The sequence below is a fragment of the Streptomyces sp. WM6378 genome, from assembly GCF_001279695.1.
Taxonomy (GTDB): Bacteria; Actinomycetota; Actinomycetes; order Streptomycetales; family Streptomycetaceae; genus Streptomyces.
This window is the reverse complement of sequence record NZ_LGDD01000046.1, coordinates 1-11,304: the sequence shown is the minus strand read 5'-3', so window position 1 is coordinate 11,304 and position 11,304 is coordinate 1. Positions and strand designations below refer to the sequence as shown.

The following is an 11,304-nucleotide window of genomic DNA, read 5'->3' as shown; positions in this document are numbered from 1 at the left end:
GAACGGATGAGGGACTTCGCGCCCGTGACGTGCTCAACGGTCGCGGACTGGTGTCCGCCGTTACGGGGCCGCGGCTGCGGATGGTGGGCCCCGGTGGCCTGCTCGGTCATCGGCATTCTCTTCTCGAAGCTGAGGGTTTTTGCGGTGGTTTAGTCGAGATCGCGGTAGTGCTTGAGGGGTGCCAGTGCAACAAAAAACCCCTCGTGCCGTGAGGCAAGCGAGGGGAGCGCGTCGGGTGCGGTCTGCGGAGCCTGCTTGGGGCTCCGCTTCAGCCGACGCGCTTTCCAAGTACGAGAATTCGGGTGCGCATGGCATTGACCCTCCCCCCGGCGCGCAGGTGGTGTCAAGTAGGTGGGACGGGCGTCTCATTATTTGAGCTCAGCATGGGCCGGCTCCGGCCACTGAGCACGGGGAGCGCGGCCCCGCCCGGCACCGGGTATTCGCCGCGCACCAGGGCCCGCCGCAGCCGGTACTCGTCGAGCGGACCGGAGAACGCCATGCCCTGCCCATGCGTACACCCCATGGCGCGCAGCGCCAGGACCTGCTCCGGGACGTCCACCCCGTCGGCCACCGACTGCATGCCGAGATCGCAGGCGATCCGGAGCAGCCCCGCGGTGATCTTGTGGAGGCGGGCCGATTCGACGACGCCCTCGACCAGCCCTCTGTCCAGTTTCAGCAGGTCGATGGGGAGCCGGCGCAGGGCGTTGATCGCCGCGTAGCCGCTGCCGAAGCCGTCGAGCGCGACCCGCACGCCGAGTCTGCGCAGGCCCACCAGCCGCCGCTCCAGCTCGTCGAAGGAGATCCTGGGGTCGCTGTCGGCGAGCTCGATGATCAGGGCGCCCGAGGGCAGCCCGTTCCTGGTCAGGAGGGCTTCCACCGAGCCGAGCGGCATCGACTTGTCGAGGAGGCGGCGGGCCGAGAGGCGTACTGAGACGGGTGCGTGGTGGCCGGCCCTCATCCGTTCGGCGGCGAGCTCCACGGCCTCTTCGAGCAGCCAGCGGCCGAGCTCGGCGGCGCGCTCGCTCTCGTCGGCCACCCGGAGGAATTCGGCCGGTGTGAACAGGATGCCCTGGGCTGATCTCCAGCGGGCCTGGGCGGCGACCGCGGAGACCTCACCGGTGGTGAGGTCGACGACGGGCTGGTGCAGGACCGCGAATTCGCCCTCGTTCAGCGCGGTACGCAGCCGGGCCGCGAGCTCCGACTTGCGGACGACCTCGGCCTGCATCTGCGGGGCGTACAGCTCGACCCGGTTCTTGCCTCCCTTCTTGGCCCGGTACATCGCGAGGTCGGCGTTGCGCAGCAGCTCGCCCGCGCCGACGCCCGGCTCGGCGAAGGCGACGCCGATGGACGCGGCGACCCGGACATCGTTGCCGTCGATCTGGTAGGGCTGCGACAGGGTGAGGCGCAGTCTGTCGGCGATCTCCCTGACGTGGTACTCGCGGGCCGAGCGGTCGCGGGTGCCGTCGCCCAGGATGAGCGCGGCGAACTCGTCGCCGCCGAGCCGGGCCGCGGTGTCGCCGGCCCGTACCGAGTCCTGGAGCCTGCGGGCGGCCTGAATGAGCAGTTCGTCGCCGGCCTGGTGGCCGATGGTGTCGTTGACCTGCTTGAAGCCGTCGAGGTCGATGAAGAGCACGGCGGTACCGGGGTCGGAGCTGCGCCGCCCGCCGAGCGCCTTGCGCACCCGCTTGGTGAACAGGGCACGGTTGGGCAGGTCGGTGAGCGGGTCGTGCTCGGCGTTGTGCTCCAACTGCGCCTGAAGGCGCACCCGTTCGGTCACGTCACGGCTGTTGAGAATGAGCCCGCCCTGGTGGCGGTTGACCGTCGACTCCACGTTGAGCCACTCGCCGGTCCCCGACTTGAAGCGGCATTCGATCCGCGTCGTGGGCTCCTCGGCGGGCGGGGCCGCCAGAAACCGGCGCACCTCGTGCACCACCCGGCCGAGGTCCTCGGGGTGGATGAGCGAGGCCAGTTCGGAGCCCACCAGTTCCTCCGCGTCCCGTCCGTAGACGCCGGCGGCGGCGGGGCTGACGTACCGCAGCATTCCGGTGGGGGCGGCGATCATGATGACGTCGCTTGAGCCCTGCACCAGGGAGCGGAAGTGGTTCTCCTTCTGGGCCAGTTCATGGGTGAGCGCGATGTTGTCGAGCAGCATGATCCCCTGGCGGACCACCAGGGCCAGCACGACCGTGCAGCCGGTGAAGACGACCATCCGGTCGACCCGGTGCCCTTCGATGACGTTGTAGAGGATCCCCAGGGTGCACACGGCGGCCGCGAGGTACGGCGTGAGCGCGGCCAGCGAGCTGGCGAGCGGCCGCGTCACCGGCAGCGCGTGCGAGCGCACCCGGCCGGCCGCCGGGCGGGCGTCGCGCGGGGCGGCCACCGGCGGCCGGGGCGGCGCGGCCGGTGTCCTGCGGGCGCCCCAGGGCGCGTACGCGAGCAGCAGGGAGCCGGCGAACCAGCCGGCGTCGAGGAGCTGGCCCGAACGGTAGTGCTCGCGCAGCAGCGGCGAGGTGAACAGGGCGTCGCACAGCACGGTCAGGGCGAGCGCCGCGATCGCGGTGTTCACCGCGGACCGGTTGGCCGACGAGCGCCGGAAGTGCAGCGCGAGCACCATGCTGACCAGCACGATGTCCAGCAGCGGGTAGGCGAGCGTGAGGGTGGCGTGGGCGACGCCCTCACCTTCGCCCTCGTGGGCCGTGCGCGCCAGCGCGAGGCTCCAGGACAGGGTGAGCAGGGAGCCGCCGATGAGCCAGGAGTCCAGTGCCAGGCAGACCCAGCCCGCCTTGGTGACGGGGCGTTTGGCGAGCACGAGCAGGCCCACGATGGCGGGCGGCGCGAAGCAGAGGAAGAAGAAGTCGGCGGTCGAGGGGGTGGGCACGCCGCGCTGGAGCACCACCTCGTACCAGCCCCAGACGCCGTTGCCGCAGGCGGCCATGGCGGAGGAGAACGAGAAGAGCAACCACGCCGGCCGAAAGCTGTTCTCGCTCTCGGTCGCGCCGCTCCGCGCGTAGCGGAAGCAGGAGACCGCGGCGATCAGGGCCGCGCCGGAGAGGCCGAAGTCGCCCATGATCAGGGCGAGTTCCTCGGAGCCCCAGCCCAGGAATGCGCCGGTGGCATATCCGGCACAGATCAGTGCGAGCGCCAGTTGGGAGACCATGCCGGTCCCGCCGCCTCCGCTCAGGGGCGGCCGGGTCAGAACCGCTCCGGGGGCGCTCACCGGACGGCTCCTCGCCAGCGGGCCCGCCTCGGGGTACCGGCCGGCCGGGTGTCCGTGCCGCCGCCCCATCGGCCGTGCTCCTGGGCGCCGTTCCTCGTTGTGCCGGTTGTCGCCCCGGCCCTCGCCGCTCCACCGCGGTGCATTGTCGCGCGATGCGCGCGGCGGGGTTTCCGCAGGCGGCTCCACCGCGTCGGATCGTTCGTCCATTGGCCGTGCATCGCCCGTCGCCCCCCTCGCAGTGATCGCTCCCCGCGCCGTAGACGCACGGCGCCGGCCCCCGGTCGGGACGATACACCAGTCTCGTCACTCAGGGACATAGCCCTTATACGCTCAGTGACAGTCCGGAGTTGCGTGGGCACCGGGTGCACCTGAATCGCTGCGGAGCGTTACTGATCCGTCGTCAGAACGACGTTGGCGAGGGGTTCTTGAGCAACGAAGCGGGTGAGCTGAGCGGCCAGCAGGCGCTTGGCGCGGGGCAGGAACGCGGAACTGGAACCGCCCACATGCGGACTGATGAGGACATTCGGTGCATGCCACAGCGGGTGTCCCTTGGGCAACGGTTCGGGGTCGGTGACATCGAGTGCCGCGTGGATGCGCCCCGACTCCAATTCGGCGAGCAGCGCCTTGGTGTCCACCACGGGCCCGCGCGCGACGTTCACCAAGAGCGCCCCGTCCTTCAGGCGGGCCAGGAACTCGGCATCGACCAGGCCCTTCGTCCGCTCGGTCAGCGGCGTGGAGACGATGACGACGTCCGCTTCAGGGAGCAGTGCGGGCAGATCTGTCAATGCGTGCACTTCACCGCGCTCCGTTGTGCGCCATGAGCGCGCGACGCGCGCCACCCGCGCGCACTCAAAGGGCGCGAGCCGGTCCTCGATGGCGGCCCCGATCGACCCGTAGCCCACGATCAGGACGGACTTGTCGGCGAGCGCCGGATAGAACCCGGACCGCCACTCCTGCCTCTCCTGTCCCTGGACGAAGCCGGGGATCCCGCGCAGCGAGGCGAGGACGAGGGCGAGGGTCAGCTCGGCCGTGGACGCCTCGTGGACACCGCGGGCGTTGCACAGGCGTACACCCGGCGGCAGCAGGCCGATGCCGGGTTGTACGTGGTCGATGCCGGCGGTCAGCGTCTGCACGACCCGGATGCCGGTCATGGCGGCGAGCGGGCGGAGCGCGATCTCGGACGGCTTCATGTACGGGACCACGTAGAAGGCGCAGTCGGCGGGGTCGGCCGGAAAGTCGGGGCCGCCGTCCCAGAACCGGTAGTCGAGGGAGGCGGGCAGGCCCGGGACGTCGGCCGGGTCGAAGGGGATCCATACGTCTGCGGTCATGGTCAGGAGGCTATGCGAAGGGCCCCGGCGGCCAGAGGTTAGTTTGGGGAGGGACGAGGGAGGGATCCGGCCAGGTGGAGCGCAGGACAATCGGGGCGGGGGCCCTGCGGGCGGGTGCGATCGGACTCGGCTGCATGCCGATGAGCTGGGGCTACACCCGCTCGCAGCAGGACCTGGAGCGCTCGCTGCGGGCCGTTCACGCGGCCCTCGACATCGGCTCGAACCTCCTTGACACCGCCGACATGTACGGCCCGTTCACCAACGAGCTGCTGCTCGGGCGGGTCCTCAAGGAGCGGCGGGACGAGGCGTTCGTCGCCACCAAGTGCGGGCTGCTCGTGGGCGTCGACCAGCACGTGGTCGCCAACGGCCGCCCCGGGTACGTGCGCCGGGCCTGTGACGCCTCGCTGCGCCGCCTCCAGACGGACGTCATCGATCTCTATCTGCTGCACCGCGCCGACCCGGAGGTCCCGGTCGAGGAGACCTGGGGGGCGCTGGCGGAGCTGGTGACGGCTGGGAAGGTGCGGGCGCTGGGGCTCAGCGCCATGGGTGCGCGGGCGGTGCGCCGGACCGCGCCGGTGGCCGGGGTGCACGGGCTGCACGTGGGCCGGTACGAGGAGACGGTGCGGCTGCTCGACCGGGTCCAGCAGGTGTTCCCGGTCGCGGCCGTGCAGGCGGAGCTGTCCCTCTGGTCGCGGGAGGCGCTGGACGCGCTGCTGCCGTGGTGCACGACCCGGGGCGTCGGCTTCCTCGCCGCGATGCCCCTGGGCAACGGGTTCCTGACGGGCACGCTCACCCCGGGCCAGGGGTTCGAGCCGGACGACATCCGGGCCCGCCACCCCCGCTTCACGGCGGAGATGATGGCGGCGAACCAGCCCGTGGTGGCGGGCCTGCGCCGGGTCGCCGCGCGGCACGGGGCGACCCCGGGCCAGGTGGCGCTGGCCTGGCTGCTGCGCCTCGGGCACCAGGTGATACCCGTCCCGGGCGCCAAGCGCGAGGAGTGGGTGCGCGAGAACGCCCTCGCGGCGGGCCTGGCCCTGACCCCGCGGGACCTGGCGGAACTGGCCGCGCTGCCACCGGCGCGGGACTGAGCGCCGGGCTCGGCGGACCCTGCCCGCGGCGGGAGTTGGGGGCGCCCGGCCAAGGCCGCTGCCCGCAGAATGAACCCAGCGCATCGACCCCGTCGAAGGGAACCCCAACCGTGCGACGAACCACCGTGGCCACCGCCCTGGCCGCAGCCGCGCTCGTGCTCGCGGCCGGCTGCTCCTCCACGGACGCGCGGCCGCAGGGCAAGGGCGCCCCCTCCGGTCCCCAAGCGTCCTCGACGGCGACCCCGCACGCCCAGCTCCCGCCCGCCAAGGGCTCGGTGAAGGTGGCCAGGACCGTCACCGAGGATCTGAAGTCGCCCTGGGGCATCGCACCGCTCCCCGAGGGAGGGCTCCTCGTCGGCTCCCGTGACGACGGCTCGGTCGTGCTCGTCGACGCGCAGACCGGCAAGAAGACCGCCGTGGGCAGCGTGCCCGGCGTCGCCCACCAGGGCGAGGGGGGACTGCTCGGGCTCGCCCTGTCGCCCTCGTACGCCTCGGACCATCTCGTCTACGCGTACTTCACCACCGAATCCGACAACCGCATCGCCCGGATGATCTACGACCCGCAGCGGCCGGAGGGCCAGCAGCTGGGGGCGCCGGACACCATCCTGCGCGGGATCCCCAAGGGCAACAACCACAACGGCGGGCGGATCGCGTTCGGGCCCGACCGGATGCTGTACGCGGGGACCGGCGAGACGGGCGAGCGGGGGCTCGCCCAGGACAAGAAGTCGCTCGGCGGGAAGATCCTGCGGATGACGCCCGACGGGCAGCCCGCGTACGGCAATCCGGAGGCGGACTCCGTCGTCTACTCCTACGGGCACCGCAACGTGCAGGGCCTCGCCTGGGACGGCGAGAACCGGTTGTGGGCCTCGGAGTTCGGGCAGGACACCTGGGACGAGCTCAACCTCATCGAGCCCGGGAAGAACTACGGCTGGCCCGTGGTGGAGGGCGAGGGGAACAAGCCGGGGTACGTCGATCCCGTCGCCCAGTGGAAGACGTCGGAGGCCTCGCCCAGCGGGATCGCGTTCGCGGCCGGCTCCGTGTGGATCGCCTCGCTGAAGGGCGAGCGGCTGTGGCGCGTCCCGCTGGACGGCACCAAGCCGCGCGCCGACCCCGAGGCCTTCCTGACCGGCCAGTACGGGCGGCTGCGCACCGTCCTGCCGGCCGGGAGCGACGGCAAGCTCTGGCTGCTCACCAACAACACCGACTCGCGCGGCAAGCCGAAGCCGGAGGACGACCGCATCCTGGAGTTGGACGTCACATAGGCGTCGACACATAGGCGTCGACGTCACGTGAGGCTCGGCGTTGCGCAAAGGCTCGGCGTCGCGTCGGTGTCAAGGAGCGGGGCTGATCGCCTCCGGGAACAGGTTGAGGCGGTGGGCCAGGGCCGCCGCCTCACCCCGGCCCGAAACCCCCAGCTTGGCGAGGATGTTGGAGACGTGCACGCTCGCCGTCTTCGGGGATATGTAGAGCTCCTCGGCGATCTGGCGGTTGCTGTGACCGGCCGCGACCAGGCGCAGGACGTCCTGTTCGCGGCTGGTGAGGCCGAGCGCCTCCACCGGCTCGGCCCGGCCATCGGCCTCCACGGGGTCCGGGGCGGTCAGCGGGAGGCGGGCCCGGCGGGCCAGGAGCTCCAGTTGTTCGCGCAGGGGGCGGGCGCCCAGGCGTACGGATTCGGCGTGGGCCTGGCGGAGCAGCGAGGCGATGGTCTCGCGGTCGCCGCCCTCGGCGAGGAGGGCCGTGGCCCAGCGGTGGCAGACCAGGGCCAGGTCGTGGGGGCGTTCGACGGGTCTCAGGGCGCGGGCGGCCGCTTCCCAACCGGCGGCCCGGTCGCGGTCCTCGGCGCGGTCCAGCTCGGCGGCCACGACCAGGGCGAGCGCCTCGCACGCGGGGACGCCGGTCGGGAGCCGTTTGGCCGCGGTACGGATCAGGTCGAGGCCGGCGGCGCGGCCGGGCCCGGCCGACGGGAGGCCTCGTAGGTCGGCCTCCATGGAGGCGGCCGCGGCGAGCAGCGGCCAGGCATAGCGCTGGGTGCCGGGCGGGAAGCCCGGTTCGACGGCGCGGACCAGCTCGTCGCGGGCCTCGTCGATGCGCCCCTGGGCGGCCGCGATGCCGAGCGCGATCCGGGCGAGCGGGATGGCGTGCTGGGCCATCGGGTCGTACTTGCCGAAGGCCGCGTGGGCCTCGGCGAGGGAGGCCGTCGCGGCGTCCAACTCGCCCCGGAGCAGGGCGAGATCGGCGCGGCGCATGAGGGCGTTGCCGAGCGGCTTGGTGCTCACCGCGATCCGCTGGACCCGCTCGACGCAGTCGGCGGCCTCCGCCCAGCGGCCGAGGTTGAACAGGGACTCGGCACGGTTGGCCTGCACCCAGGCCTCGTTGTCGAGGAGGCCGTACTTCTGGGCGAGGCGCACCCCGTCGTCGGCCAGGCGCACGGCGTCCGCCGAGCGGCCGACGGCCTCAAGGCCCGAGCAGAGGTTCACATGGCCGCGGGTGGCCTCGCCGATCAGGCCAAGCTCCAGCGAGCGGTCGATGACCGTACGCATCAGGGCGAGGCCCCCCTCGACCGAGCCGGAGTCCAGCATCAGGCTGCCGAGGGTGAGCTTGACGTTGAGCTCGATCTCCTCGGTCTTCACCAACCGGGCGTATTCCACGGCCTGTTCGGCCGCGGCCAGGGATTCGGCGCCGGGCTTGTGCAGCATGCGCCAGCCCGCCGCGGTGGCGAGGACCTCGGCGTGCACGGCGGACGGCGCGAGCCCGCGCACCAGCTCCTGGGCGGTGGCGATCTCGGCCCAGCCGTCGCCGCGCCCCAGGTTCTGCATCAGGCGGGAGAGCTGGATCCAGAACCAGGCGGCGCGCAGCGGGTCGCCTCCGGAGGGCTGGTCGCTCTCGGCCTCGATGAGCCGCAGCGCCTTCTTGGCGAGCTTCAGGGCGCGTTCGCGCTCGCCGCACAGCCGGGCCGCCTCGACGGACTCGGCGAGCAGGTCGAGGTAGCGCAGCGACGCCGGGGTCTCGGGGGCGCAGCCGCAGGCCGGGTAGGAGCCCGCGTGGTCCAGGGGCCGGAGCCCGGCGCGGATCTCCTGGGGGACGGCGTCCCACAGCTCCATCGCCCTTGACAGGAGCTTCAGTTGCTCCGCATAGGCGTGCCGGCGGCGGGCCTCGACCGCTGCGTCAAGGACCACGGGCAGCGCCTTGGCGGCGTCGTGCGCGTGGTACCAGTAGGTGGCGAGCCGGGTGGTCCGCTCGTCGGGCCGCACCAGCGAGGGATCGGCCTCCAGGGCTTCGGCGTACCGGCGGTTGAGGCGCGAGCACTCGCCGGGCAGCAGGTCGTCACTGACGGCCTCGCGGACCAGGGAGTGGCGGAAGCGGTAGCCGTCGCCGTCCCACGCGGGCAGCAGGATGTTCGCGCCGACGGCGGCGCGCAGGGCCTCGATGAGCTTGTCCTCGGGGAGCCGGGCGACCGCGGCGAGCAGTGGGTACTCGACGGTGGAGCCACCCTCGGCGGCGATCCGCACCACCCGCTGGGCGTCCTCGGGCAGGCCCTCGACGCGGACGAGCAGGAGGTCGCGCAGCGAGTCGCTGAGGTCGGGGCAGGTGCCGTCGGGGTCGCGGCCGACGACGAGCTCCTCGACGAAGAAGGCGTTGCCGTCGGAGCGCTCGAACACCTCGTCCACCAGGCGCTGTTCGGGTTCGGCGGCGAGGATTCCGGTGAGCTGGCGGTGGACCTCGGCCCGGGTGAAGCGGGGCAGTTCGATGCGCCGCACGCTGCGCAGCCGGTCGAGCTCGGCGAGCAGCGGGCGCAGTGGGTGGCGGCGGTGGATGTCGTCGGCGCGGTAGGTGGCGACGACGACGAGCCGGCCGCGCCGCAGGGTGCGGAAGAGGTAGGCGAGCAGATGGCGGGTGGAGGCGTCCGCCCAGTGCAGGTCTTCGAGGACGAGGACGACGGTGCGCTCGGCGGCGATCCGTTCCAGCATCCGTACGGTGAGCTCGAAGAGGCGGGCGGTGCCGTCCTCGCGCGAGGTGGGGCGGCCAGTCCTGGCGAGCTCGGGCAGGAGCAGGGCCAGCTCCTCCTCCTGGCCGTCGGCCGCGGCGGCGAGCTCGTCGGGCAGCCGGCGGCGCAGGGCGCGCAGCGCGGCCGAGAAGGGGGCGAAGGGCAGCCCGTCCGCGCCGACCTCGACGCAGCCGCCGATGGCGATCACCGCGCCGGCCGCGCGGGCGGCGTCGGTGAACTCCTCGACGAGCCGGCTCTTGCCGACGCCCGCCTCGCCGCCGACGAGCAGCGCCTGCGGCTCTCCCCCGGCCGCGGCGCGGGCGAGTGCTTCGTTCAATACCGCCAGTTCGTCGGCTCGGCCGACGAACACGGGGCTGACTGACCTGGTCTCCACGCTGCCGAGCATCGCACAGGAGTCTGACAACGCGGCCTCGGACGGTCCGTCCCCGGCTGGGGAGGCGGCCCCGGAGGAGGTCGGGGCCACGGCCGGGGACGGCGTCCGGGCGGTGGTGGCGGGGCGGGTCGGGGTGGTCGTCATCGCAGCCGGCCGGGGCTCAGGCGGCCCGTACGAACCGGTTCCGCGGTGAACTCACCCGCCCCTCCGGCCCGTTGTCGCCATCGCGGCGGCCGAAGCGGCGCCCGGCCCGGCGGGCCAGGCCCACCAGGCGCTCCTGGTCGGCGCGGCGCAGCAGCTCGGCCTCGTGGACCTTGTGCATCTCGTAGTCGAACATCTCGGCACTCCTGGGTTGACGCGGTTGAGGTCGCTCCGCTCGGTTCCGGTGTCGTTCCGGTCCCTTGCGATGCCTCAACTCTCGTCTCCCAGGGGCCTCTCCCACATCGGGCGACTGCCGCATCTGTAAGGAGGTGCTGCCTTAGACGTCTCGGATGCCGGACCCGATCCGTCTAAGGCGGGGTGGCGGGTGCCTTAGGCGCGCCCTTCGAAACCTCAGCCCTTGGTGCTGGGCAGCGCCGCGAACAGGTCGAGGTACATGCCCGCCGAGATCAGCAGGCCGATCACGCCGAGGACGACTCCGGCGAGGGCGACGGCCTTGACCCACACCGGCTGCTCGGCGCGACCGGGCGTCCCGAAGGCGGGCCGGGCGAGCACGACGGCGCCGACGACCAGGGCGAGCAGCGCGAAGACGCCGTTGACCACGGCGGTGGTGTGCCAGGAGTTGCCGTAGATCTCCTGGATCTGCTGGGCGGCGGTGCCGGTCTGGGAGGTCTTGATCTGGCCGATCAGGGTGGCCCGCTCGGAGAGCGTCTTGCCCATCCAGGTGCCGCTGAGCGACACCGCGCCGAGCGCACTGGCGACGACGGCCGCGGCGCCCGTGCCGAAGGCCGGCCGGGGGGCCGGCTCGTCGTCGAGCTCGTCGGCCTCGTCCGCTTCGCCTGCTTCGTCGAGGCCGTCTTCGAGCTCGGCCTTCTCGGGGTCCTGGGCGTCGGGGGCCTCAGGGGCCGTTTCGGCGGTCGCTCCCCCGGTGGTGGACGTGGCCTCTGTCTCGGCCTCGGCGTCCGTCTTGGGCTCGGTCTCGGCGTCGGTCTTCGTCGTGGCGGGGGTGGCGTTCATGCCGGGCACGCTAGGTGCCGTTTCTGAGAGCCCGCTGAGAGCTTCCTTAACGCGCGGCCCCCGCCTGCCTCAACGCGAACCCGGCAGCCGGCTCAGCGCCCCGCCCGGCCCACCCG

At 72.7% G+C, this 11,304-nt stretch carries 7 protein-coding genes; 2 read left to right on the top strand and 5 right to left on the bottom strand.

Going from position 1 to position 11,304, the window contains the following annotated elements; translation table 11 throughout:
* Nucleotides 1–343 precede the first annotated feature (343 nt).
* Complete coding sequence (locus ADK54_RS06990) at nt 344–3,217, bottom strand: putative bifunctional diguanylate cyclase/phosphodiesterase (RefSeq protein ID WP_053724655.1); 2,874 nt, start codon at nt 3,215–3,217, stop codon at nt 344–346.
* Nucleotides 3,218–3,603: 386 nt separating this feature from the next.
* On the bottom strand, nt 3,604–4,545 hold the full coding sequence (locus ADK54_RS06985; protein WP_053724653.1) for a 2-hydroxyacid dehydrogenase: 942 nt from the start codon (nt 4,543–4,545) through the stop codon (nt 3,604–3,606).
* A gap of 74 nt (nt 4,546–4,619) precedes the next feature.
* On the opposite strand from ADK54_RS06985, the gene ADK54_RS06980 reads away from it, so the two are divergent.
* A complete protein-coding gene (locus ADK54_RS06980; RefSeq protein WP_053724652.1) occupies nt 4,620–5,633 on the top strand; it encodes an aldo/keto reductase in 1,014 nt (337 codons plus the stop codon).
* A 110-nt stretch (nt 5,634–5,743) separates the two neighbouring features.
* The gene (locus ADK54_RS06975; protein ID WP_078966175.1) at nt 5,744–6,895 is read left to right on the top strand and encodes a PQQ-dependent sugar dehydrogenase; all 1,152 of its coding nucleotides are present in this window, start codon (nt 5,744–5,746) and stop codon (nt 6,893–6,895) included.
* A gap of 69 nt (nt 6,896–6,964) precedes the next feature.
* Here the strand turns inward: ADK54_RS06975 and ADK54_RS06970 are convergent, their stop codons facing one another.
* The 3 genes from ADK54_RS06970 to ADK54_RS06965 all read right to left on the bottom strand — a co-directional run bounded on the left by ADK54_RS06970 (nt 6,965) and on the right by ADK54_RS06965 (nt 11,188).
* Nucleotides 6,965–10,024 carry a helix-turn-helix transcriptional regulator gene (locus ADK54_RS06970; RefSeq protein WP_053724650.1) on the bottom strand — a complete coding sequence of 1,020 codons (3,060 nt, stop codon included), beginning with the start codon at nt 10,022–10,024 and terminating at the stop codon, nt 6,965–6,967.
* 148 nt (nt 10,025–10,172) lie between these two features.
* Nucleotides 10,173–10,349 (bottom strand): hypothetical protein, encoded by a 177-nt coding sequence (locus tag ADK54_RS46665; RefSeq protein WP_199826887.1) that lies wholly within the window; start codon nt 10,347–10,349, stop codon nt 10,173–10,175.
* 215 nt (nt 10,350–10,564) lie between these two features.
* A complete protein-coding gene (locus ADK54_RS06965) occupies nt 10,565–11,188 on the bottom strand; it encodes a hypothetical protein (RefSeq protein ID WP_053724654.1) in 624 nt (207 codons plus the stop codon).
* Nucleotides 11,189–11,304: the final 116 nt, after the last annotated feature.